Origin of the sequence: Salinibacterium sp. PAMC 21357 (genome assembly GCF_000247645.1) — a bacterium.
Taxonomy (GTDB): Bacteria; Actinomycetota; Actinomycetes; order Actinomycetales; family Microbacteriaceae; genus Rhodoglobus.
The window spans coordinates 855198-877702 of record NZ_AHWA01000004.1; the positions used below are offsets into that span (position 1 = coordinate 855198).

25 protein-coding genes are annotated in these 22505 nt (G+C 63.1%); 13 read left to right on the top strand and 12 right to left on the bottom strand.

Annotation, left to right across the window (positions count from 1 at the left end):
- Positions 1-84: 84 nt before the first annotated feature.
- Genes ON14_RS07465 through ON14_RS07475 form a run of 3 tightly spaced genes read left to right on the top strand, consistent with a single transcriptional unit; the run spans position 85 to position 2878 of the window.
- Complete coding sequence (locus ON14_RS07465; RefSeq protein ID WP_010204233.1) at positions 85-1272, top strand: ROK family transcriptional regulator; 1188 nt, start codon at positions 85-87, stop codon at positions 1270-1272.
- Positions 1223-2038, top strand: coding sequence for an SDR family NAD(P)-dependent oxidoreductase (locus tag ON14_RS07470; RefSeq protein ID WP_010204234.1), 816 nt, complete (start codon positions 1223-1225; stop codon positions 2036-2038). Before ON14_RS07465 ends, ON14_RS07470 begins: the two co-directional genes overlap by 50 nt.
- Positions 2039-2092: 54 nt before the next feature.
- Positions 2093-2878 (top strand): glucosamine-6-phosphate deaminase, encoded by a 786-nt coding sequence (locus tag ON14_RS07475; RefSeq protein ID WP_010204235.1) that lies wholly within the window; start codon positions 2093-2095, stop codon positions 2876-2878.
- A gap of 18 nt (positions 2879-2896) precedes the next feature.
- On the opposite strand, the gene ON14_RS07480 is transcribed toward ON14_RS07475, so the two are convergent.
- Complete coding sequence (locus ON14_RS07480; protein WP_010204236.1) at positions 2897-3676, bottom strand: hypothetical protein; 780 nt, start codon at positions 3674-3676, stop codon at positions 2897-2899.
- 101 nt (positions 3677-3777) lie between these two features.
- Between ON14_RS07480 and ON14_RS07485 the strand changes: the two genes are divergently transcribed.
- From ON14_RS07485 to ON14_RS07510, 6 genes are read left to right on the top strand one after another with little or no spacing between them, the layout of a single operon-like run.
- Positions 3778-4488, top strand: a complete 711-nt coding sequence (locus ON14_RS07485) for an HAD family hydrolase (RefSeq protein ID WP_010204237.1) — start codon at positions 3778-3780, stop codon at positions 4486-4488.
- Positions 4489-4543: 55 nt separating this feature from the next.
- Positions 4544-5533, top strand: a complete 990-nt coding sequence (locus ON14_RS07490; protein WP_010204238.1) for a phosphate/phosphite/phosphonate ABC transporter substrate-binding protein — start codon at positions 4544-4546, stop codon at positions 5531-5533.
- Positions 5534-6358, top strand: coding sequence for a phosphonate ABC transporter ATP-binding protein (phnC, locus tag ON14_RS07495; protein ID WP_010204240.1), 825 nt, complete (start codon positions 5534-5536; stop codon positions 6356-6358).
- Positions 6355-7203: a phosphonate ABC transporter, permease protein PhnE gene (phnE, locus tag ON14_RS07500; RefSeq protein WP_010204241.1), complete on the top strand. Its 849-nt coding sequence runs from the start codon at positions 6355-6357 to the stop codon at positions 7201-7203. Before phnC ends, phnE (ON14_RS07500) begins: the two co-directional genes overlap by 4 nt.
- Positions 7200-7997, top strand: a complete 798-nt coding sequence (gene phnE / locus ON14_RS07505) for a phosphonate ABC transporter, permease protein PhnE (RefSeq protein ID WP_010204242.1) — start codon at positions 7200-7202, stop codon at positions 7995-7997. Before phnE (ON14_RS07500) ends, phnE (ON14_RS07505) begins: the two co-directional genes overlap by 4 nt.
- On the top strand, positions 7994-8854 hold the full coding sequence (locus ON14_RS07510) for a MurR/RpiR family transcriptional regulator (protein WP_010204244.1): 861 nt from the start codon (positions 7994-7996) through the stop codon (positions 8852-8854). The genes phnE (ON14_RS07505) and ON14_RS07510 overlap by 4 nt, the downstream gene beginning before the upstream one ends.
- A 14-nt stretch (positions 8855-8868) precedes the next feature.
- Here the strand turns inward: ON14_RS07510 and ON14_RS07515 are convergent, their stop codons facing one another.
- Positions 8869-9213 carry a chorismate mutase gene (locus tag ON14_RS07515; protein WP_010204245.1) on the bottom strand — a complete coding sequence of 115 codons (345 nt, stop codon included), beginning with the start codon at positions 9211-9213 and terminating at the stop codon, positions 8869-8871.
- An 82-nt stretch (positions 9214-9295) separates the two neighbouring features.
- Between ON14_RS07515 and pgm the strand changes: the two genes are divergently transcribed.
- Positions 9296-10930, top strand: coding sequence for a phosphoglucomutase (alpha-D-glucose-1,6-bisphosphate-dependent) (pgm, locus tag ON14_RS07520; RefSeq protein ID WP_010204246.1), 1635 nt, complete (start codon positions 9296-9298; stop codon positions 10928-10930).
- A gap of 78 nt (positions 10931-11008) precedes the next feature.
- Here pgm and ON14_RS07525 read toward each other — a convergent pair whose 3' ends face one another.
- The 5 genes from ON14_RS07525 to ON14_RS07545 form a co-directional block, all read right to left on the bottom strand.
- Positions 11009-11911: an amidase domain-containing protein gene (locus tag ON14_RS07525; protein ID WP_010204247.1), complete on the bottom strand. Its 903-nt coding sequence runs from the start codon at positions 11909-11911 to the stop codon at positions 11009-11011.
- Between the two features lie 73 nt (positions 11912-11984).
- A complete protein-coding gene (locus ON14_RS07530; RefSeq protein ID WP_010204248.1) occupies positions 11985-12950 on the bottom strand; it encodes a DMT family transporter in 966 nt (321 codons plus the stop codon).
- On the bottom strand, positions 12947-13663 hold the full coding sequence (locus tag ON14_RS07535) for a GNAT family N-acetyltransferase (RefSeq protein WP_010204249.1): 717 nt from the start codon (positions 13661-13663) through the stop codon (positions 12947-12949). The genes ON14_RS07530 and ON14_RS07535 overlap by 4 nt, the downstream gene beginning before the upstream one ends.
- Positions 13664-13758: 95 nt before the next feature.
- Positions 13759-14139 (bottom strand): hypothetical protein, encoded by a 381-nt coding sequence (locus ON14_RS07540; RefSeq protein ID WP_010204250.1) that lies wholly within the window; start codon positions 14137-14139, stop codon positions 13759-13761.
- A 197-nt stretch (positions 14140-14336) separates the two neighbouring features.
- Positions 14337-15623: an adenylosuccinate synthase gene (locus tag ON14_RS07545; protein ID WP_010204252.1), complete on the bottom strand. Its 1287-nt coding sequence runs from the start codon at positions 15621-15623 to the stop codon at positions 14337-14339.
- 183 nt (positions 15624-15806) lie between these two features.
- On the opposite strand from ON14_RS07545, the gene ON14_RS07550 reads away from it, so the two are divergent.
- On the top strand, positions 15807-16913 hold the full coding sequence (locus tag ON14_RS07550) for a M4 family metallopeptidase (RefSeq protein WP_010204253.1): 1107 nt from the start codon (positions 15807-15809) through the stop codon (positions 16911-16913).
- Positions 16914-16996: 83 nt separating this feature from the next.
- Positions 16997-17380: a protealysin inhibitor emfourin gene (locus ON14_RS07555; protein ID WP_192812263.1), complete on the top strand. Its 384-nt coding sequence runs from the start codon at positions 16997-16999 to the stop codon at positions 17378-17380.
- Positions 17381-17425: 45 nt separating this feature from the next.
- Here the strand turns inward: ON14_RS07555 and ON14_RS07560 are convergent, their stop codons facing one another.
- Positions 17426-18157 carry an alpha/beta fold hydrolase gene (locus tag ON14_RS07560; protein WP_010204256.1) on the bottom strand — a complete coding sequence of 244 codons (732 nt, stop codon included), beginning with the start codon at positions 18155-18157 and terminating at the stop codon, positions 17426-17428.
- 73 nt (positions 18158-18230) lie between these two features.
- On the opposite strand from ON14_RS07560, the gene ON14_RS07565 reads away from it, so the two are divergent.
- On the top strand, positions 18231-18929 hold the full coding sequence (locus tag ON14_RS07565) for a helix-turn-helix transcriptional regulator (protein WP_010204257.1): 699 nt from the start codon (positions 18231-18233) through the stop codon (positions 18927-18929).
- Positions 18930-18959: 30 nt separating this feature from the next.
- Here the strand turns inward: ON14_RS07565 and ON14_RS07570 are convergent, their stop codons facing one another.
- From ON14_RS07570 to ON14_RS07585, 4 genes are all read right to left on the bottom strand, one after another.
- Positions 18960-19856 (bottom strand): hypothetical protein, encoded by an 897-nt coding sequence (locus ON14_RS07570; RefSeq protein WP_010204259.1) that lies wholly within the window; start codon positions 19854-19856, stop codon positions 18960-18962.
- A complete protein-coding gene (locus ON14_RS07575; RefSeq protein ID WP_010204260.1) occupies positions 19856-20464 on the bottom strand; it encodes a signal peptidase I in 609 nt (202 codons plus the stop codon). Before ON14_RS07575 ends, ON14_RS07570 begins: the two co-directional genes overlap by 1 nt.
- A complete protein-coding gene (locus ON14_RS07580) occupies positions 20464-21042 on the bottom strand; it encodes a hypothetical protein (RefSeq protein WP_010204261.1) in 579 nt (192 codons plus the stop codon). The genes ON14_RS07575 and ON14_RS07580 overlap by 1 nt, the downstream gene beginning before the upstream one ends.
- Before the next feature lie 173 nt (positions 21043-21215).
- Entirely contained in the window at positions 21216-22463 is a 1248-nt protein-coding gene (locus ON14_RS07585) for an NAD(P)/FAD-dependent oxidoreductase (RefSeq protein WP_010204263.1), read from the bottom strand.
- Between the last annotated feature and the right edge of the window lie 42 nt (positions 22464-22505).

Consider the following 22505-nt stretch of genomic DNA (forward strand, 5'->3'; position numbering starts at 1 on the left):
GTGTGCAATTTTGGTGGCACTTAGTCCAATAATGCACTAACCTGACTCAGTACACTCGTACGCAACCCGATCTGATTGGTTCCGATGCCGAAGCCCGCCACACCAGCACCGTCCAGCACGGCTGGCTCCCCCGGCGGCATCCTCACTCTCGTTCGCAACGGGCGGGCAGCCTCACGCGCAGAAGTCGCCCGCGCCACCGGCCTCTCCCCCACAACAGTCGCTCTCCGCGTCGAGCTCCTCATCGAGGCCGGCTACCTTCGCGAAGCCGGAAACGGCGACTCCCACGGCGGTCGTCGACCACGCCAACTCGAGGTGGACCCCAGCGGTGGTCTCATCGTGGGCGTCGACCTCGGCGCACGCCACGCATCATTCGGTCTCTTCGACATGCGCGCCCAACTCGTGGCAGAACATCACGTCGACATTGATATCGCCGAAGGGCCGGAGGTGCTCCTGCCGTGGGTGGCCGCGCAAGCGCAGAACCTTGCAAGCCATCACGCCGAAGCCGGGCAAAAGCTCATCGGAATCGGAATCGGGCTGCCTGGCCCCGTCAACCACCCCACGGGCTTCCTCATCTCGCCCTCGCGAATGCCCGGCTGGGATGGGCTCGACGTTTCGGTCGAACTCAGCAAACTCAGCGGAGTACCCACCGTTGTCGACAACGACGCCAACCTCATGGCCCTCGGTGAGCACATCGTCCGCGGCGAAGACGTTGACGACTTTGTTTTCATCAAGGCAGGCTCCAGTATCGGTGGCGGCGTCATCTTTGGCGGCGAGCTGCACCACGGCCATCACGGAATGGCCGGCGACATCAGCCACGTCACCGCGCACGGTGCCCCAGCAACACCCTGCTCGTGTGGCAGAAACGGATGCCTCGACGCTGTTGCAGGAGGCGCAGCGATCGTCGCCAATTTGCAAGCAGCCTCAGTGGATGTCGCCGACACCCCCCAAGTACTTGAACTGGCCAGAAACGGCCACCCCCTCGCCACCCAAATGCTGCGCGAAGCGGGCATCCGCACCGGCACCGTCTTGGCAACAGTGGTCAATTTCTCCAACCCCCAACGCATTGTGCTCGGCGGCAACTTGAGCGAAGCCGGCGCGTTCGTCGGCGGCGTGAAGTCAGCGATCTACACCGAGTGCCTCCCGCTCGCCACCGACGGGCTCGAAATCGACGTCAGTCAAGCCAAAGAACGCGGTGGCATCATCGGCGCAGCTCGCGTCGTGCTTGACCGAATCCTCGACGCCGACACCGTCACAGCAGACGTCGCACCATGAGCGCGTACTCGACAGCTTCAGCCTCGACGGCCGTGTCGCCCTCGTCACTGGAGCAAACCGGGGAATCGGCCGCGCCCTTGCCCAAGCCCTCGGCGAAGCAGGTGCAACAGTCGCCGTCACCGCGCGAACCCCCAGCGATGCGGATGCCGCCGCCCACCAGCTAGAAGAACTTGGAATCCGCGCGCTCGGCATCACCCTCGATGTCACTAGCATTGAGTCCGTAGACGCCGCCATTGAGCGCGTTACGAGCACGCTCGGTCGTCTCGATATTCTCATCAACAACGCCGGAATCAGCATCGGCGGCGCAGCCTTCGACACCCCCGATAGTGTCTGGCGCGACGTCATTGCCACCAACCTCGACGGTGTCTGGCACTGCAGCCGAGCAGCAGGCAAATACATGGCCGCCCATGGTGGCGGCACCATCGTAAACGTTGGTTCCATGTCAGCCGAGATTGTGAACCAGCCACGATGGCAAGCATCCTATTTAGCGTCGAAGGCCGCAGTGCATCAGCTCACTAAAGCGTTGGCTGCCGAGTGGGCCCCTCACGGCATCCGCGTGAATGCCATTGCCCCCGGCTACATTCTCACCGAAGCATCCCCCGTAGATCAGCCCGAGTATCAGGCCAGTTGCGTCGAACCTGCCGCCCTCAAACGCTACGGACTGCCTTCAGAACTGGGGCCGGTGACCGTGCTGCTCGCCAGCGACGCCTCCAGTTTCATGACGGGCTCAATTGTCACCATCGACGGCGGCTACACCCTGTTCTAACCGCGCGCCCCTTCCCCTTTGCATCCACCCCACGCCAGTTCTGAGGAGTTACCCATGGCCGAAGTCGTCATTGTTGAAAGCCGCGAGCATGCCGGTTCACTTACCGCGAGCGCGATCCGTTCACTGATCAGCAGCAAGCCGGATGCCGTGCTCGGTCTTGCCACCGGATCAACTCCCTTGCCCGTCTACGAGGCTCTCGCACACGCGTTGCGCGAGGAACCTCTCGATATTTCCGCCGTGCGCGGCTTCGCCCTCGATGAGTACGTCGGTCTGCCCGCAGGCCACCCAGAAAGCTACCGTGCCGTCATCACTCGTGAAGTAGTCGAGCCTCTCGGTCTGAACCCCGAACTGGTGCGACTACCCGGCGATGCGAGCGCCTCCATCGAAACCGCCGGCAGTGACTATGAGCGCGACATCATTGAGGCCGGCGGCATCGACCTTCAGCTTCTCGGAATCGGCAGCACCGGCCACATCGGCTTCAACGAACCCGGATCGTCATTCGCCTCACTGACCCGCATCAAAACCCTCACCGAGCGCACGCGCCAAGACAACGCGCGCTTCTTTGACAGCGTTGACGAGGTTCCGCGTCACTGTCTCACTCAAGGGTTGGGCACGATCATGCGCGCTCGGCACCTAGTTCTTCTCGCGTTCGGCGAAGGCAAGGCCAGCGCAATCGCGGCCGCCGTTGAAGGGCCCCTCACTGCGAGCCAGCCCGGCAGCGCCATTCAGCTGCACCCCCACGTCACCGTCATTGTGGACGAAGCTGCCGCATCCCAGCTACAGAATGCCGACTACTACCGCTACACGTGGGCCAATCGGCCCGCCTGGCAGAACATCTAGCGTGCACCGACGGCGGAGCTAATCCGCGTCCGCTGTAAGTGCCGCGCTGGCTGTCCCGACCGAGTTGGCCACGCCGACGGCGTTGAAACGCAATCGCGTGGTGTCGGCGGCGAGCTCCGCGAGCCACTCGGGGGACGCCGAGACCGGGAACACCGTCACCGGTCGGACCGACCTCACCCCAGCGCGCTGCACCATCAGGCCGTAAACCACAGCCGCGACGCCCTGCCGCTGCACGACAACCGTTCGCGTCGTGCGGGAGACACCCGCGGCATCCGGTGCGGTGATGGCGGTGTGCACGGCAAGTGCGTCGGCTGGCGGATCAGTGAGTACGGGAATGATGGTGCGCGCGACTCGACTCAGCAGCGATTCGGTGCCCGCCCACGGCGTGAACGCGTCGGGCGCGAGGCCGAACGCGGTGGCCAACTCGGCGGTGATCCAGCGATCTCGTTTGAGCCCGTAGGGGGTGGATGCCGTCGAAAGCAGGTAGCCGTAGCAGTGCAGCAGGCCGGCGTTTCCGATTGGCCAGTGCGCCTCAAGCCCCGCAAGCTCGTGCAGCACCTCGAACAGTTCGCAGGAGATGACGGGCTCGCCGGTGTTCTCGTCGATGGCGGTTGAGAGAGCCCAGTCAGCGAAGCGGCTCGCTTCACTATCGGCCCGAACCTGGTCGCTAAGCCAGGGCAATTCGCCGGAAATGATGGCGTGAATGCGCGCTCGCGAAGCCTCTTGCCTTCCGGCAGCTTCGGCGATACTGCGAGCGCTCGTGTCGAGTTCGGCGAGGGTTAGGTGCTGTTCGGCCACGCCTTGATCGTAGGCTCGACTGCGGCTGTCCCGGAAATGATTTACCTGCCGTTCACCCGAAATGGCCCAAACGTCATTGTGGCCCTTATATCTTGGACGCAATGTCCACCGCAGCTACTCACCCCCGCACCCGCACCCTCGTCTTCGACTTCGACGGCACGGTCGCCCTCGGCAACGGGCCGATCATCGCCTACGCCCGGGCCATCGCCAGCGACCTCACGCCGAGAGCGTCCGAAAAGTTTCTGCGCGACGTCGATATTGCGCTCTTGCGGGAGCCCGGGCATTCATTCTCAGACGCCGCTGACGGTTACGAACTGGTGCGTCTCGTGTCAGAAACGCTGCCCCTTGCACCGGATGCTCACAACGCCGCCTACCTCGCGAGCCGCCAACTTCTTGCCACCGACTCAGCACCTGTCGCCGCGCCCGAGGGTCTTGCCGACTTTTTGAAGGCCGCCCGCGAGCACGCCACGATCATTCTCGCCACCAACGCCCCCGATATCCGCATCGCTGAAACTCTCGACACTCTCGGCATCAGCGAGTACTTCGACCACGTCTACACCGGGCTCGGCAAACCCGCTGGTCTTGAAGCAGTGCTCGATGAATGGATGCCCTCCGGCCCGCTGCTCAGCATCGGAGACATTTGGGCAAACGACCTAGAGCCCGCCTTTCGCCGCGGAGCTGCCACCGCCTTCCTGTCTGACATCCCTCATCCGCACGCCGACTTCACGGCCGCGACCCTCGGCGAACTGTACGAGGCCTTCAACTCCTGGCTTCACGGAACCCACCGCGAAGAACAGGCCGTACGACCCTAAACCGCACTACGGCACCACCCGCACGACACCACCAGCTCATTGAAAGGAAAACCCCGTGATTACCCTCAGCAAAAATTCTCGCCGCGCACTCGTTGTCGGCGTTGCACTCACCGCGACCGCTCTCACACTTTCCGCTTGCAGTACGAGTGCCGCGTCCAGCGAAGGCACCGAAAGCTCCGACCCGACGTCGCTCGTTCTCGCCTTGGTTCCCTCGCAAGACCAGGGAGAACTTGTTACCACCGCAGCGCCGCTCACCGACTACCTGACCGAGGCTCTCGGCATGGAGGTCACGGGTGTTGTGTCGAAGGACTACCAGGCCGCGGTTGAAGCAATGGGTGCCGACCAGGCGCAGATTGGCTTCTTGCCGTCGCTGCAGTTGTGGCAAGCCAACGACATGTACGACGCGAGTGTTGTGTTGCAAACCGAGCGCAATGGCAACATCACCTACCCCGCTCAGTTGATGACGAACAATCCCGACAAGTACTGCGACGACGAGCCCGTTGAGCGCGACGGCAAGCTGTTCTGCAACGGTGCTGACGCACTCGCCGGCCCTGCTGGCCTCGACAGCATCAACAAGATTGACAAGGGAACCAGCGTTGCTGTTCTCGGCCCAGGCTCACCCGCTGGCTACATCTACCCGATCCTCGCTCTGCAAGAAGCGGGAATCGACACCGATAACGACATCAACCAGGTTCCGGTTACGGCAAACGATGCCAGCGTGCTCGCTGTCTACAACGGTGATGCCGAAGTTGGTTTCAGCTTCTGGGATGCCCGCGACATCGTCATGAAGGATGTTCCGGATGTCGGCCAAAAGGTTGTTGTCTTTGCACTGAGCGAAGAGATCCCCAACGATGGTGTCGCTCTCACGAGCAGTCTGTCTCCTGAGCTTCAGCAGAAGATCACGGATGCGCTCGCGGATTACTCGAACACCGAAGAGGGTTCCGAAATTCTGCAGTCGATCTACTCGATCACTAAGCTCGCCCCCGCAAATCCCGACTCGCTCGGTGTTGTCGCCCGGGCCGCCGAGAAGCTTGGTCTTCAGTAATTGAGCATTCCCGCACCCAGCGCAGCGGCCGGAGCCACCACTCCGGCCGCTGCGTCGTGGGCAATCAGCATGCGCGATCTGACCGTGCGCTACGGCAACGGTGTGACCGCGCTCAAGAATGTCTCCCTCGATATCGCAGCCGGCGAGATGGTCTCCGTCGTTGGGCTGTCTGGTTCCGGCAAGTCGAGCCTGATTCGCACCATCAACGGGTTGGTTCCGGTGACGTCTGGCTCGCTCACGGTCGGCAATCGCGACCTCGCGACGACTCGTGGCCGCGACTTGCGCGCTCTGCGCGGCGGCATTGGCATGATCTTCCAGAGCTTCAACCTGGCTGGGCGCGCGAGCGTTCTCGACAACGTGCTCGTCGGGCGCCTCGCTCACACTCCGACCTGGCGTACCCTGCTCGGCCTGCACCGCCCCGCCGAGAAGCAGCTCGCGTTCGAAGCGCTCGAGAGCGTGGGTATTTTGGGCAAGTGTTGGGATCGCGCCTCCAGCCTCTCGGGTGGCCAGCAGCAACGCGTGGCCATCGCTCGGGCGCTCACGCAACAGCCGCAACTGATGCTCGCCGACGAGCCGGTCGCGAGCCTCGACCCGCCGACGGCCCACGCCGTGATGAACGACCTGCGCCGTATCAACCGCACCCTCGGCATCACCGTCATCACGAACGTGCACCTGATGGATCTTGCCCGCACTTATACGACGCGGATGATCGGCCTCCGCGCTGGCGAGGTTGTCTACGACGGCCCCGCGGCGAGCGCCACCGATGCCGACTTTGAGGCCATCTACGGGCGCAGCATTGCGCCGGAGGATGTGCTAGGCGAATGACAACCGCAGCACCCTCTCCCGGTCCCGCCGGGACATCCGCCCCCGCAACAGCGCTCACGCTGATCATTCCACCGCGCCCGCGGGGCCGCTGGAAGCCGTGGGTTGCCGTGGCCGTGGTGCTCGTGATCACGCTGATTACCTTCAGCCCCCAGTGGGGCATCGCGTTCTCGTTTGAGGCGATTGCCCGCAATTGGCAAAATGGTGCCGGCAAGATCGCGCTACTCTTGGTGCCCGATTGGTCGTTCTTTCCCCGCACCATTCCACCGCTGATCGAGACACTGCAGATGGCCGTGATCGCTACCGCAATGGGCGCCATTATTTCGCTGCCGTTGAGTTTGTGGGCAGCCCGACTCACGAACCCGCACCCGGTGCTGCGTGGAGTCGTGCGCACAGTGTTGAACATTGTGCGGGCAGTGCCGGAGCTTCTCTACGCTGCGATTCTGGTCGCGATGGTCGGGGTGGGTGCCCTGCCGGGCATCATCGCCCTCGTGCTCTTCAACGTCGGCATCATCGTGAAGCTCGTGTCGGAAGCAATCGAAAGCAACGATGCAGGCCCGCTCGAAGCCGCTCGCGCTGCTGGTGGAACCGGCGCTCAAGTCAACCGCGCCGCTGCCCTGCCCGACGTCTGGCCGGCGTTTGCGAACCAGAGCCTCTACGTTCTCGAACTCAATGTGCGAGCCTCCACCGTGCTCGGCCTCGTCGGCGCCGGTGGGCTTGGCCTGCTGATCGACGCCGTGCGCACCTTCTACCGCTACGACCAGCTATCCCTCATCATTCTGGAGATTCTGGTGGTGGTCGTCGTCATAGACGTGATCTCGTCAACGATTCGAAAGAGGCTCGTATGACGCTCCTTGCTCCCCCGCGGCCGCGCCGCACCCTGCGGAACGCTCTCTGGCTGGCGACCACCACGGTCGTGATCGCCGCCTTCTGGTCTGTCGACATTCAGTGGGCTCGCATTCTCGATCTTCCCGCCGAGATCGCCCGCTACACCTGGTTGATGTTTTCCAGCCCCGACTGGTCGAAGCTGCCCGAAGCACTGCTGCAAACGTGGCGCTCGGTAGCGATGGCGTGGGTCGGCACCGTGATTGCGATCATCTTGGCAACCCCGTTGAGTTTCGTGGCCGCCCGCGACTTCGGACCCGCCCCGGTTCGTGCTGTGCTGCGCGTCGGGTTCGCCCTCATTCGTGCGGTGCCCGAAATCATCATCGCGATCGTGATCCTCTCGGTCACGGGGCTCACTCCCCTCACCGGGGCCATCGCGCTCGGCATCAACGGCATCGGCACCCTCGGCAAGTGGGGCTACGAGTCCATCGAGGGCGTTCCCCGTGGCCCGATTGAGTCAACGCGCGCGGCGGGTGGCTCCTGGTCTCAAGTTGTGCGCTGGGGAGTGTGGCCCTCGGCCAGCCCCGAGTTCATGTCGTTCTGGCTGTACCGCTTCGAGATCAATGTTCGCTCGTCGGCCGTGCTCGGTTTGATCGGCGTTGGCGGCATTGGTGACATGCTTACCTCCTACACTCAGTACCGAGAATGGTCGACTGTCGGGATGCTGCTGATTGTCGTCGTGATTGTCACGATGGCCATCGATGCTATTTCTGGTCGCATCCGCCGCCGCATCACCGAAGGAGCACGCCTGGCATGAGTTGGACCGGAAACTCCGACGCCTCCCCCACCGCGCGTATCGCGACGGTGCGCAACGCGCTCGTTCCCAGTGAAGATAAGTTCATTCAGTTGTTGCTCGATGATCCAGCAGCCGCGGTAGAAAACACGGCTCAAGAAATCGCGGACCGGGCTGGTGTTGCTCGGTCCACCGTCATCCGCGCCTGCCAGCGTCTTGGCTACCGGGGTTACCCGCAGTTGCGGGTTGCCCTCACTCGCGAGCTTGCCCAGACCGAAGCTCGCGAGGTCACTTACGAGAAGGGTGCGCTTGGCCGCATCCGCGCCGAAGTGGATGCCCTCGCCGCCGCCCTTCCCCACATCACAGCCGCGCTCGATAGTGACGGCGTCGATGACGCGGTGACTCGCATCGCCACCGCTCGCCGCCTGCTCGTGATCGCTAACGGACTCTCCTCTGCCCAAGCCAGTGATCTCGCCATGCGTCTCACCGCTATTGGCCGGCCGTCAGAGTATGTGGCGGACGCCATCGGCCAGCAGATTGCCGCCCGCGGCCTTGCTCCCGACGATGCCTGTGTGGTGATCAGTGGCAGTGGCGCTAACGAGTCGACGCTGCGTTCCGCTCGCGCTGTTCGTGCCTCGGGAGCCCACCTCATTGCGGTGACCTCGTTTGCGCAGTCGCCGCTAGTGGAACTCGCCGACAACGCGCTCGTGATTGCGCCAGCGACGGGATCGTTCCGCCACGAACTGGAACACACCTCGCGGGTGTCGCACACGATTCTGCTGGAGTCGCTCGTGGGGCTCGTCGCCTCAGAATTGGGCGAGACTGCCGATCAGACACGGGCGCTCGTGCTTGATGTGCTGAGCGACAACCTCAGCGAATAGCGTCGGAGCGCCGGTTAGTTACCAGCGTCTGGCTCGCTGCCGGAGGCCAGCTGTTCGTGGTGGTGAATAACCTCAGCGACGACAAAGTTGAACCACTTCTCAGCAAAAGCCGGGTCGAGGTGTGACTCTTCAGCGAGCAGCTTGAGGCGTGCGATCTGGTCGCGTTCACGATTCGGGTCTGACGCGGGAAGACCCTTGGTGGCTTTCAGCCGGCCGACCTGCTGCGTGTATTTGAAGCGCTCGGCGAGCATGTGGACGAGGGCGGCATCAATGTTGTCGATGCTGCGGCGGGCACCCAAAAGTTGCTCGCGCACTTCGGGGTCGACGTTGTCATTGTGGGCCTGATCTGCTGCTGCCATACATCGACTGTAGAGCGTGTGGAGGCTGCGCGTTTGCCACATGAAGCTCCGACTGCCGGGTGAAGGTGGAAGACTGGAACGCATGAACGATCGCGCAGGCACGACAGCTCAGGCATCCGACCTCATTGATGTGAACGAACTCGTAACGGCGTATTACGCGCTGGTTCCGGATGTTTCGATCGCTGAGCAGCGCGTTGTGTTCGGCACGAGCGGCCATCGTGGCTCCTCGCTCGATACTGCCTTCAACGAAGTGCACATCGCTGCCGTCACGCAGGCGATCGTGGAATATCGGGTGTCGCAGGGCATCACCGGGCCGCTGTTTATCGGTCGAGACACTCATGCGCTGTCTCAGCCAGCTGAGACCACCGCCCTTGAGGTGCTTGCCGCCAATGGGGTGCACGCGCTGAAGGATGAGTTCGATGACTACGTTCCCACCCCGGCGCTGAGTCACGCCATCATCGCCTATAACGCTGCTGGCCATGATGACCTGGCCGACGGCATCATCATCACCCCCAGCCACAATCCGCCCCGCGATGGCGGCTTCAAGTACAACCCGCCGCACGGCGGTCCGGCCGATAGCGACGCCACCGGGTGGATCGCCGACCGAGCAAACGCGATCATCGCCGACAGCAGCCACGATGTGAAATGGGGCACTACTGTCGGCGCCGAGTACACGCCTGTGGGCCGCTATGACTTCCGCGGACACTACGTTGACGACCTCAAGAACATCATCGACATGGATGCGATTCGCACGGCAGGGATCCGCATTGGCGCCGACCCTCTTGGTGGTGCGAGCGTTAACTACTGGAAGCTGATCGCCGAAAAGTACGCTCTTGATCTGACCGTGGTGAATCCTCTCGTTGATCCGACGTGGTCGTTCATGACCCTGGATTGGGACGGCAAGATTCGCATGGACCCGTCGTCGAAATCCGCGATGGCTTCGGTCGTTGCTCGTCGCGACGAGTTCGACATCCTCACCGGCAACGACGCCGACGCTGATCGCCACGGCATTGTCACCCCCGACGGTGGCCTCATGAATCCCAACCACTACTTGGCTGTCGCGATCCAGTACCTCTACACGCACCGCGAGGGGTGGAACCCGGATGCCGCTATCGGCAAGACGCTCGTCTCCAGTTCGATGATCGACCGGGTTGCTGTCGCGCTGGGCCGCGACCTGTGGGAGGTGCCGGTTGGCTTCAAGTGGTTCGTTCCCGGCCTCGTTGATGGCTCAGTCGCGTTCGGTGGCGAGGAAAGTGCTGGAGCAAGTTTTCTGCGCAAGGACGGCTCGACCTGGACGACCGACAAAGACGGCATCCTGCTCGCGCTTCTCGCAAGTGAGATTCTGGCGGTCACCGGCAAAACCCCATCCGTTCTCTACGCCGAGCTGGTCGAAGAGTTCGGCGACCCCGCCTATGAACGAGTGGATGCCGTAGCCACGAAGGAGCAGAAAGCGAAGCTGGGCAAGCTGAGCGGTGCTGCAATCGCGGCGACCGAACTCGCGGGTGACCCGATCACGGCAAAGCTCTCGGAGGCACCGGGCAACGGCGCATCGATCGGCGGCGTGAAGGTGACGACTGAGTTTGCGTGGTTCGCTGCACGCCCGAGTGGCACCGAAGATGTGTACAAAATCTACGGCGAATCGTTCAAGGGCGCTGAGCACCTGCGTCAGGTGCAGGCTGAAGCGAAACTAATCGTGGATGCGGCGCTGAACGGCTAACGCTCGCAGGCACGACGGCACGACGGCCCGGCAGCCCGGCAGCCCGGCAGCCGAGCTATCGTGTGGCGACCGCGCTGGTTACGGGATGCTCCAGAAGTGCCCGGTTGCTCCCGGGTGATCCACGGTGATGGTTTCGTCGAGGTCGCGGTAGTTGGTGTCGAGGTTGTGGCCGACCATTTTAACGGTGGTTACGCCGTCGACGGTCGAGACTGACGACACCACTTGGATGTGGTCGAGGTAGTCGTTGTCGTTCCAGTCGAAGACGACAAGGTCGCCGACTTTGGCTTGATCGCGCTGGTCGAAACTCAACTGGGTTGCTCCGAGTTCGGGGTTCGAGAGCAGCCAGTTCTCCATGGTGGGCACGTAACCCCACGCGCCGCTCCAGTCTGCAGCAGCGTCGTAGTTGAACCAGTCGGAGGTCATCGTCCACCCGCGCATGAGCAGCGATTGGCTGGCGAAGTTGGCGCAGTCGCCACCGACCGGGTTGAGGTTGCCGTATTCGGCGATGTTGTAGTCCTGCCAGTGCGCGAGCAGGTATTGCATCTGGCTGTCTACGGGGGTGGATGCCGCATAGGTGTATTCGAGCGGTGTCACAGCGGGCACAACCTCGACATCCGCCATCACTTCAACGGCCACTGTTGAGGGCTGAAAATCTAGGGCTGAGGGCACAGTGGCGGTCAGGGTTTCGCTGTCAGTAACTACAACGTTGGTGGCGGGGATGCCTCCGAAGGTGACCGCGGTTACGTCATCGAGGGCCGCACCCTTGATCTCGATGGATTCGCCGCCGACGAGCGTGCCCGTCACGGCACTGACAGCCTGAACCTCGGGGGTTACCGGCTCGACTTCTGCAACACTCTCGTCGATCGTCGCTGCGGGTTCTGTCACCGGGGCGGCCACGATCACAAAGGCGGTAATGGCCGCGACGACGCCGAGGGCGGCCGCACCAACGCCGATCCGGCGGATGAGGAATGGAGAAAGCATTGTCTCAGTTTCTCAGATGACGCTGATTGATGGGTCAGAAACCAACACATCCGGTCTAATTCATAGGAATTGGTTACTTCAGCGCAGCGTGCGTTCGCGCCGCGCCCCGTGGCCACTTCAGTCGGCCCTGCGCCAAAAGCACCCCGATGATCACGAGCACTGCACCAACAGGCTCATGCCACGACATGGTCTCTTTGAGGATGACGAAGCCGAGGATGACCCCGATCACGGGCGTGATGTAGGTGACGGTTGAGGTGCGGGTTGGCCCCCACTCGGCGAGTACGCGGTAGTTCCAGACGTAGGCCATGCCGGTGCCGAGCACTCCAAGGGCGAGCAGGCTCGCGACGACCGGCAGTGTGAGGTTCACCGGGCCTACGGCGATGAGTGGCGTGAGCAGAATGTAGATGACGGCGGCGATACCGATGTTCATGGTGGCGGAGGTAACGCCGGCAATTTTGTAGGGCGCCACAAACTTGCGTTGGTAGCTCATCGCGGCGCCGTAACAGAGCGCTGCGCCGAGGCAGGCAAGTTGCCCGAGCAGGCTGCCGCTGATGTCGCCCGCCTGCCAAGGCGCGATGATGACCAGCACCCCGAAAATTCCGAGGGTGACTCCAGCAATCTGCGAGCGCGTCAGCTTTTCGACCCGGAATACGAGCGTCGCAAAGATGGCCGTCATGATGGGGGTTGTTGCGTTGTAGATGCTGGCAAGGCCCGAGCTCACATACTGTTCGGCCCACGCAAACAGCAGGTACGGGAACACGGCGAAGAGAAACGCGAGCACTGTGAAGTGCGCCCAGACGATGGGCTTGCGTGGCAGCTTGCGGCGACTGACCGTGAACACGATGACGAGCGCGATGGCGCCGAGCACCGCCCGACTCCAGGCGACCTGCCCAAAGCTCACTCCATCCAGCGCTATTTTGATGAAGAGAAAGCTTGAGCCCCACACGAGGCCGGCTGCGGCAAAGCGCAGCGTCGTACCGAGATTGGATGTCGAATCATGCTTCTCGACGCGACCAGCGTCAGCAACGGGGGCGCTCACGCGCGGGGCTCCCGCTCGGCAGCGTCACGGGAGGTCGCGTCGGGCGCCGCAGCAGCATCGGTTGCCGCATCCCGGTCGGTCGCCGCACTAGCGCTGGGCGCCCCAGCCTGCGCAAGGCGCGCGAGTAGCCCGGCCTTCACGACCGGCCAGTCGCTGTCGATCACGGAATACCGCGCGGTGTCGCGCCACGAGCCGTCGGCCCGAAGAAGATGCTTACGCTCTATGCCCTCAAAGGTGGCACCAAGCTTGAGGATGGCGGCGCGCGAACGGGCATTGATGGAGTCCGCTTGGAGCCGCACCCGGTTGTAGCCGCTGTCGAACGCGAAGCCAAGGAGCAAAAGTTTTGCCTCGGGGTTGACCGCGGTGCCCCAGACGTTCGGTGCGTAGGCGGTCCAGCCGATGTGCGCGTTGGCGTTGGCTTCGTCGAGGTCGCCGATGGTGCTGACGCCCACGAGACGCCCCGCGTCGGGGCCGGAGCTCAAGCGGATGGCGAACGGCATCCGGTCGGCGTAACCGAGGTAGCCGGCGCGCATCCAGTCAATGAAGGATGCTTCGTTAGCGGGCAACCCAGCAGGGCCGCGACCATAGCCGCCGGCGAACACTTCGGGCACGCCGAGGGCGGGCCAGAGATCAGCGAGGTGCTCTTCGGTCAGAGGTTCGACACTGACGAAGGTCCCCTGAAGGATGCGGGGCTGCGGGCGCGTTACGGTCACCTACAAATACTCCCACTCCGCGGAGCCCGCCCACCCGCGGTTTTCGGACTTTCACCCACCGATTGCTGACGTTCAGTCCAGCAATCCCTGATTGGCTACTGGGGTTCGGAGGATCCGCCCACCGAACGACCAGACTCACGCTGCTCCGCTTCCGCTCGACGAGCGCCGACGACGACCAGAATCACTCCGGTCAGGGCCAGACCGATGTTCACGCCGAAGTAGATGAAGCTCTCTGTCCCGCCAGCGCTGATTACCGAGTACGAAACAACCGTGCCGGCGAGCGCGACAAAAACGGCCACGAGGCCCACCACCGTCACCGTGCCCAAACCCTTGCTGGGCTTCATCGAGCGCAGCCCGATTGCGAGCGTGAAGGCCGCAAATCCAATCAAGGCCAGCGGGAGAAGAATGAGGGCGAGCGAATCGCCAATGATGCCGTCCCGCCGCCATGAGAGCGAGAGGAAGAGCAGTAGCAACATCGCGGCAGATCCATACTGGAGATACTTGATGATTACTCCTCTCGGCGGTGTGATCGACCGTATCAGCCGATCCTGAATGGGCGCAGCACGCATCCCCCCGGCTGCTCGCCCCGCCGCCAACGCAGAAGCGGCACGCTCCGAATGCCTCCGGTGCGTGCCGCTTGAGTGCGAACTGAGTGCGAACTGAGTGTCGAGGCTTAGTCGACGAGGTCGTGACGAACGATGATCTCGTCGCGGCCGGGGCCAACGCCGATTGCTGACATGCGGGCGCCGCTCATCTTCTCGATGGCGAGCACGTAGTCTTGCGCGTTCTTCGGGAGGTCCTCGAAGGTGCGGGCACCGGTGATGTCTTCGGTCCAGCCGGGGAACTCTTCGTAGATCGGCACGGCGTGGTGAAAGTCTGACTGCGAGACGGGCATTTCATCGTGACGCGTGCCGTCAACGTCGTAAGCGACACAGACAGGAATCGTCGCCAGGCCGGTGAGCACGTCGAGCTTGGTGAGAACGAAGTCGGTGACACCGTTGACGCGCGCCGTGTAGCGGGCGATGGGGGCGTCGTACCAACCACAGCGGCGCGGGCGCCCGGTGGTGGTGCCGAATTCGAATCCGTTGGAGCGCAAGAACTCGCCCGACTCATCGTGCAGTTCGGTCGGGAACGGCCCGGCACCCACGCGAGTTGTGTAAGCCTTGACGATTCCGATGATGCGCTCGAGGCGGTTGGGGGCAACGCCCGAACCGGTCGCCGCGCCACCCGAGGTGGAGTTGGATGACGTGACGAACGGGTACGTACCGTGGTCAACATCCAACATCGTGGCCTGGCCACCCTCGAAGAGCACGATCTCGCCCTTGTCGAGTGCCTGGTTCAGCAGCAGACCGGTGTCGGCGACCATGGGGCGCAGACGGTCGGCATAGCTGAGCAGCTCGGTGACGATCTCTTCAACCTCGATCGCGCGACGGTTGTAGACCTTCACGAGCAAGTGGTTCTTCTGGTCGAGAGCGCCCTCAACCTTTTGGCGAAGAATGTTCTCGTCAAAGAGGTCTTGAACGCGGATGCCGACGCGGTTGATCTTGTCGGCATACGCCGGACCAATTCCGCGGCCGGTCGTACCGATCTGACGCTTGCCGAGGAAGCGTTCCGTCACCTTGTCGAGGGTGCGGTGGTAGTTGGTGATGATGTGCGCGTTGGCGCTCACCAGCAGCTTGGAGACGTCGACTCCGCGGGCGATGAGAGCGTCGAGCTCCTCGAAAAGCACCTCGGGGTCGATAACGACACCGTTGGAGATGATCGGGGTGACACCCTCGGTGAGGATGCCTGACGGTAGGAGGTGCAGCGCATACTTTTCGTTGCCGATGACGACGGTGTGCCCGGCGTTGTTACCGCCATTGAACTTCACGACGTAGTCGATGCGGCTACCGAGGAGGTCGGTTGCTTTTCCCTTGCCCTCGTCGCCCCATTGGGCGCCGATGATCACGATTGCTGGCATAGTGGATCCCTTCGAAAATGTGGGGGGATTACACCTCAGTCTACCCGAGAGCAGAGTTTTGCTTGTCGTAGCGATTTCTTGCGTGGCGCGGGTTGCTGGGCGGGGCTCGCTGGGGACTCCGTGAGAATCGCCGTAGCCTCTCGCCAGCGTCGGTGGTGCGTGTCAGCATGAAGCATGTTCCGGATGTCGCACACCCCCGTTTCCCCCGCTGAATCGCCCCGCGCCCTCTGCGCGATCGTGCCCCCGTTCTTGCTGTCGCGCATCGCGACGCTCGACGATCCCCGCTTCGAACGAGCCGCCCATGCCGCGCAGCGATCGCTCACCGATATCGGGCACGATCATCTCGATCATGGCCGCCACGAGCACACGTTGCCGCCGCGATCGCTCCGCCCCGACCAGACGGCGGTGGCGCGCGGCACTGTCAGCCGGGCGATTTCGGATGCGCAGACCGGCGAGACACTGCCGGGCGTGCTCGTACGGTCAGAGGGCGAGCCCGAGACGGGCGACGCCTCCGTCTCCGAAGCGTATGACGGCCTCGGCCACACCTTCGCCCTCTTCTGGGAGGTGTTCGAGCGAGACTCGATCGACGACCGCTCCTCACCGCTCGAGGCAACCGTGCACTTTGGCGCGCTCTACGACAATGCCTTCTGGGATGGCAGCCGCATGGTGTTCGGCGACGGTGACGGTGAGATCTTTACCGGCTTCACTGGATCGCTGAGCGTTATCGGCCACGAACTTGCGCACGGGGTCACGGAGTTCACGGCTGGCCTCGTTTACCGCGGCCAGAGTGGAGCCCTCAACGAGCATGTCTCTGATGTCTTCGGTGCCCTCGTAGAGCAATACGCCGGGGGCCAGACCGCAGCAGAAGCATCCTGGCTGGTGGGGGAAGGTATCTTCACCGACGAGGTCGAGGGCAATGCCCTTCGTTCCCTCAAGGCTCCGGGCACCGCCTACGACGACGATGTGCTCGGCAAAGATCCGCAGCCAGCGCACTGGGACGACTTCATCGTCACGCAAGAAGACAACGGTGGCGTGCACCTCAACTCGGGCATCCCCAATCGCGCCTTCTGGAGCGCCGCCGACACCCTCGGCGGTTTCGCGTGGGAGCGGGCCGGGCAGATCTGGTTCGATACCCTCACGAATGGTTCACTCACACCCCGCAGCGAGTTCAGCGAGTTCGCTGCCGCCACCATCGCGGCTGCGGTTGCGCGCTTCGGTGACGGCTCTGAGGAGCAGCGTGCGGTCGAGGAGGGGTGGGCACTCGTCGGGGTAGTGCCAGCTGCGGCCTGACACCAGCAGGTTCCACGCTTTCGCGGGGATAGACCCCTTCTCCTACCCTGTTCGCCCGCACGGCAACGGGATAACATGCACCTGTGAAGGTACAGGTGTGGCGAAGCGGCGGCCTCCTCGGTCGACGCGTGGAGTGGACTGTCGTCGTCGACGAGCAGCCGGACCCCGACCAGTGGTATCTGCTCATTGCCGAGATCCCGTGGAACGAGCATCCGACCGAGAACACGATGCCCGACCGCTACACCTACGAAATTCATTGCGAGCCGCACGAAGCGGTCATTCCCGAGCAGCAGCTCGTCGGACCGTGGCGCGAATTGGTCGATCGCGTGCGCGAGGCCGACGCCAGCCCGCGACGCCCGCAGCCCACGCCCGAGCCCAAGCCCACGCCCTCCTCACAGCCCGAGCCCACGCCCACGTCACAGCAAGAGCCCATGCCAGCGCCCAAGCCCGAGATCGAGTGCGATTAGAGCTGCTTACGGCACCTAGTTGCACCTTTCAGCTCTGAGTGCAGGTCAGCTGGTTTGCGAGACCGCCGACAGAATGACGGTCGCGAGATCGCGCGGTCGGCTCCACATAGGCCAGTGTCCCGTGGGGAGGTCGATGATGTCGACATGTTCGAGGTTGGCGACCTCGGCAAACATAGGGTGACCATCCTCGACGAGTGCCAACACTTGCTCGCTCGAGATAGAGCAGCACACCAAGGTCGTCGGGATGCTGTGGCGGGCGCTGTTCACGAGCTCGACGGGTCCACGAATCACCGAGGCCGGTTGCGGGACAGCCCTCGCCCGGAATCGCTCGAGGTCGTCGGAGCTCAGGCCTTCGAGGCTTGCCTGCTGTCCGAGGGCATCGAACGACGGTAATGGGAGCTCTTCGAGCTCTTCGGGAAAGTCAGGGGCGAACACGCTGCCGTCCGCTACGGGGCCAGAATCGACCCACACCACTCGGGAGACAAGCTCGGGGTACCGATCGAGGACAAGACTCACGGGGGCGTTCGCACCGCTGTGTGCGACGAGGATCGCAGGCTGATCGCCCTGTTGCGCGATGACTTCTCGGATCGCTACGGCCTGGTCGTCAAGAGTCTTCGCCGCGCGGTTGGTGTCGTCTCCGTCGAGACCAGGCAGAGTCATCGGGACTACGCGAGCGTGGTGGGCCTTAAGGTGTTCGAGGGTTTCGTCCCATGCCCATGCTCCCAGCCAATGGCCGGCGATGAGAACGATGGTCGGACTGCTCACAGTAGTTGTCATGGGGCTACCCTCTCAGCAGAGATGGACAGAAGTGTGTCACTATTGATGTCATGAATTTGCGGAGGCCTGAATTGTGAGACGCGCCGAACGTCTTCATGCCCTGTCCGAAATGTTGCGTCGCAGCGGTGCGCGCGGCGTCTCTGCTGAACGATTGGCGCGAGAGTTCGAGGTATCAGTGCGGACCGTCAAACGAGACCTCGATGCGCTGGAGAACAGCGGCGCGCCAATCTGGTCTCGCCCGGGCCCGGGTGGCGGATATGGGCTGGCGAAAGGCGCGTCATTACCGCCCGTCACCCTCTCCCCGACGCAGGCGGTGGCGCTCATGGCCGCGGTGTCCTCGGCACCCGATGCTCCCTACTCGGATCTCGCTGCGGCGGGCATTCGGAAGATCATGGAGGTCCTCGACCCCAGAACCCGAGCGCGAGCCGACGAACTGGCACAACGCATCTGGGTCAACGCGCCTCCTGCTTCCTCGCGCGCGGTCAGGTCAGCACTCGAAGAGGCGATGGCGGAGCAACGGGTGGTTCGCATCCGCTACACATCAGGAAACGGCACCACGACAATTCGTGACGTCGAACCTGTGCTGTTCGCTTCCACGAGCGGCCGGTGGTACCTAATCGGGTGGTGCCGTCTGCGCGACGCGATGCGATGGTTCTCCGCGTCACGCATCGAGCGGGCCAGCGTCACCACTCTGCCCTGCAGCGGCCACACCATCCACGAAGTCGGAGAACCCCCCGAGGACGCCAGACCAGTACACAACGGAGGCGAGTGACTGCCTCGATTTTATCTTCGGTCAGTACACCTAGTACCCGTGCACGCAGGCCGTGATCGTGCTCGTCATCGTTCCCTTGATGGCGGTGGCCCGGCCGGAAGTGATGGCGTAGGAATCGGCGGGCGGGTAGTACGACGTCGGCGACGTTATGTACTGATAGCCCGATGACGGCGACGGTGACCAACCGACATAGTTGACCGTCTTGCCCGCGCTTAGGATGCGGTTCTTCGCCGCAGCGAGGTCCACTGTTGCTTGCCAGCCGAAGAAGAAGGGGTTGGCTTGCAGATCGGCGACCTTGCCCGTCGCGGTGACAGCGACACAGGCTCGAGTGTCAGTCCACGTTGTGTGCGCCTGCTCCACCGAGTAGTAACTCGTGGCTCCCGGAGCGGCGATCGGCGTATTGCTCACACAGATCGTGATGGTGAGCTGCTGCACTTCGGTGATGAGGCGATTGTTGTACGACTCGTTCCAATTCGAACTTCCAGAACCAGCACCGGTAATCACCAGAGTGTTCGGCGTCTGAGTCGTCGTGGAGAAGGAAGCCTGAGTCGACCCTCGGGAGTAGATCCCGTCAGAGCCGGTTCGACCGTTGAAGGGCGGCAACGTCATGTTGGCGTGCAGCTCCCAGGCAGCGGGGGTTGCACTCGTTCCGCGAACGCTCACGTCGACGCAGAAACTTGAACTCGTCGGAGATGCGGGGATGTCCCAGACCGTTGAGTCAAGCGCGGTGGAGGTGTTGCCCGGCACGATCACGAGAGAACTTGGAGTCGGAGCGGCGTTTGCCCACGTGCCCGTTGACGCTTCCGCAACAAAAACGGCGGGGTCGGTCCACGCCGCAACAGTCTCCTTGGGCGCTGTCGCCGTTGACGTCGCAAACATCACAATGGTCGCGACAATTGCAACCACTGCGAGAAGAACTCTTTTCATCACTGCTCTACTCCCTCAACCACGCTGGAGAGACCAGCCTGCGCCGACTCGCCATCGCCATCGCCATCGCCATCGCCATCGCCATCAGCATCTTCAGCACGAAGAGTGCGCGAACTCGTCGGCAACACCGTCAGAACAATCGACGCGACGATCGCGATTCCGAGCGGGATTCCGATCAGCGGCGAACCGAGCACGGTCAGCGTTGCCCCTACTCGCGGCAGAGTGATCATCGGATGCAGCACGGTGTCGCCGAGCGCATACGTGTAGGTTTCAGCATCCGGGGCGTCATTGTCGTCGCCCTGCATCTCGAAAGACACCGTGTCGCCGTCGGCGGCCACATCGATGATGCGGTGAGTGATGAGATTGCCCGTAATAGTGGAGGGCAGGCTCGCCACATCGCCGACCTGCAGCTCGTCGACAGGAACAGGAAAAGCAATAAGCAGATCACCCGTGCGGATCGCGGGCTGCATCGATTCCGACACCACTACGAGAGGCTGAATCACACCGAAGGCGTTCGCAATCCACAAGATTCCGGTCACGGCACCAATCGCGGCCATGATCCACAACAGTCCATCGCCGGCTGCGCGGAGAACTTTCGCGGTGCGCACTAGGGCACGTCCGTAGTACCGCTGAACACGATCTGCACGGCGCCCGAGGAGAGCCCCTGAGACGAGGTCGACCACTGGGCGGGAGTCGTGACGACAACGTCTAACGGCAGGGTCGCATTGGCAGCGAGAACTGTCGCTGTGAAGGCGGCGCTACTCGTGCGAACCTCGAGGGTCGCAGGCGTTGAACCACCGAAAACGCTGTTGCTGGTGACGGCAAGAGGCTGAAGCGAGACATTCAGCGGCAGATCGCCGCCGTTGCGAACGCAGATGCGGACCGTTCGTTTCTGATCGGGCAGCAGCGCCGCGAACTCTCCCGAAGCCAGCGTGATGACGACACCACCACCGGCAGTATCTGCTTCGACGTAGGGCGATCCTGCGCTGGTCGAACAGATTCCGTTCACCGCCAACGCGCCATACAACTCGATGGATGCCGCTTTGGCGCTCGCGGTGAGCGTGGTCTGGGCCGTCCATGATGCGCTCGTAGCGGCAGCACCGATACCGATCAGAGCCACGCTGGCGAGCGCCAGCCGGATGATCGTTGAGGCCTTTCGAGCATTCGGCTCAAGCGACGGAGACATGACGTTCCTCAGAAAATTCAGGCGCCCACGATTCATCTAAGTGAGCACTCCGGCCACGTTATCTTCTGCCTCAAGAAAACTACCTATTCTCAGCGCCATCTGCCGCGAACTGGGGGTGACATGCTCGCTCACACGCCGTGGAATCGAACTCCCCGAACACTAATGGGGCAGGGTTACCTCAGCGGGTCGAAGGCAGTCAGCAGCGGATGCTTGTCGCCGCCGGTGATCGAGTCGGCGAGCATCCGCCCCGTTAGCGGCCCGAGGGTAACTCCCCACATGCCGTGACCGCCCGCAACGTGAACGCGCGGCGAGCGCGTGCCACCGACCAGCGGCAAACCATCGGGAGTGCAGGGGCGCGAGCCGACCCACTCTTCTTCGCGGGCCTCCCAGTCGACGCCGTCGAACAGGGGGCTAGCCGCGTTGACGATGGTCTGGATGCGGCGAGAATCGGCGGGCGCATCGGCTGACCGAAATTCCATCATGCCTCCCACGCGCAGCCGATCGCCGAGGGGTGTGCAGGCTACGCGCTGGGCGGGCAGGTAGATCGGGTGCGTCGGAATCACGGGCGGCTTCACACTGAAGCTGTAGCCGCGACCTGACTGCACGACTTGACGCACGCCGAACTGGCGGGCGAGGTCGCCGAGCCAGGTTCCGGTAGCAATAACAACTTCGTTGCTGAGCACTGCATTCTGGCCCTCAACGTCGACGGCAACTCCGGCAGCACCGAGGTCGCGGATGCCGGTTGCTTTCGCACCCTCCACGATCGTGGCGCCGCGAGCGCGCACGGATGCCGCCAGCACCTGCATGAACGAGGGCGGGTTGATGAAGCGCTGGCCGTCTACGCGCAGCCCATGCGTCACGAGCTTCGAGAGACTCGGCTCGAACTCGCGCAGCTCGTCACCGGTGATCTTCTCAAAGCTCACGTGACCGCCTCCGGCCGCGACCTCATCGAACTCGTGGGTGATGACTTGGCGGTCGGCCTCGTTCGTGAAGGCAGCAAGGAAGGGCTCGGCGTGCTTGAGCGCGGCGGAGACTCCGCCCTCTTCCATCCGGTCGAACGAGTCGAGACTCCATTTGTTGATCTCGGCAAACGTGACCATGTTGCGGCGCCACATCTTGGGCGTCGAGTGGCGCGCGAACCCGGCAAGGAAGCGCAGCAGGGTCGTATTCGCCGCAAAAGGAACATAGACAGGAGACGTCGGGTCAATCACCGCTTTGATGCCGACCTTGAAGATCGACGGCTCCGGCAGCGGAAGAGTCAGAGCGGGAGCCACCCAGCCGGCGTTGCCCAACGACGCACCGGCGGCAACGCCCGTGCGGTCGAGAACCGTGACCTCAATGCCACGCTCCTGCAGGAACCAGGCGGTGCACAGCCCAACGATTCCGGCGCCAATAATGGTGACTTTCGCGGGCTGAGTCATAGATCCCTACTTCGTAAAGCTGACGTGCTGAGCTGTGAACTC

Coding starts and splice junctions, on each gene's coding strand:
- ON14_RS07465 (WP_010204233.1), top strand. CDS start 85: ATGCCGAAGCCCGCCACACCAGCACCGTCCAGCACGGCTGGCTCCCCC.
- ON14_RS07475 (WP_010204235.1), top strand. CDS start 2,093: ATGGCCGAAGTCGTCATTGTTGAAAGCCGCGAGCATGCCGGTTCACTT.
- ON14_RS07485 (WP_010204237.1), top strand. CDS start 3,778: ATGTCCACCGCAGCTACTCACCCCCGCACCCGCACCCTCGTCTTCGAC.
- phnE (WP_010204241.1), top strand. CDS start 6,355: ATGACAACCGCAGCACCCTCTCCCGGTCCCGCCGGGACATCCGCCCCC.
- phnE (WP_010204242.1), top strand. CDS start 7,200: ATGACGCTCCTTGCTCCCCCGCGGCCGCGCCGCACCCTGCGGAACGCT.
- ON14_RS07510 (WP_010204244.1), top strand. CDS start 7,994: ATGAGTTGGACCGGAAACTCCGACGCCTCCCCCACCGCGCGTATCGCG.
- ON14_RS07515 (WP_010204245.1), bottom strand. CDS start 9,213: ATGGCAGCAGCAGATCAGGCCCACAATGACAACGTCGACCCCGAAGTG.
- pgm (WP_010204246.1), top strand. CDS start 9,296: ATGAACGATCGCGCAGGCACGACAGCTCAGGCATCCGACCTCATTGAT.
- ON14_RS07525 (WP_010204247.1), bottom strand. CDS start 11,911: ATGCTTTCTCCATTCCTCATCCGCCGGATCGGCGTTGGTGCGGCCGCC.
- ON14_RS07540 (WP_010204250.1), bottom strand. CDS start 14,139: ATGTTGCTACTGCTCTTCCTCTCGCTCTCATGGCGGCGGGACGGCATC.
- ON14_RS07545 (WP_010204252.1), bottom strand. CDS start 15,623: ATGCCAGCAATCGTGATCATCGGCGCCCAATGGGGCGACGAGGGCAAG.
- ON14_RS07550 (WP_010204253.1), top strand. CDS start 15,807: ATGTCGCACACCCCCGTTTCCCCCGCTGAATCGCCCCGCGCCCTCTGC.
- ON14_RS07560 (WP_010204256.1), bottom strand. CDS start 18,157: ATGACAACTACTGTGAGCAGTCCGACCATCGTTCTCATCGCCGGCCAT.
- ON14_RS07570 (WP_010204259.1), bottom strand. CDS start 19,856: ATGAAAAGAGTTCTTCTCGCAGTGGTTGCAATTGTCGCGACCATTGTG.
- ON14_RS07580 (WP_010204261.1), bottom strand. CDS start 21,042: ATGTCTCCGTCGCTTGAGCCGAATGCTCGAAAGGCCTCAACGATCATC.
- ON14_RS07585 (WP_010204263.1), bottom strand. CDS start 22,463: ATGACTCAGCCCGCGAAAGTCACCATTATTGGCGCCGGAATCGTTGGG.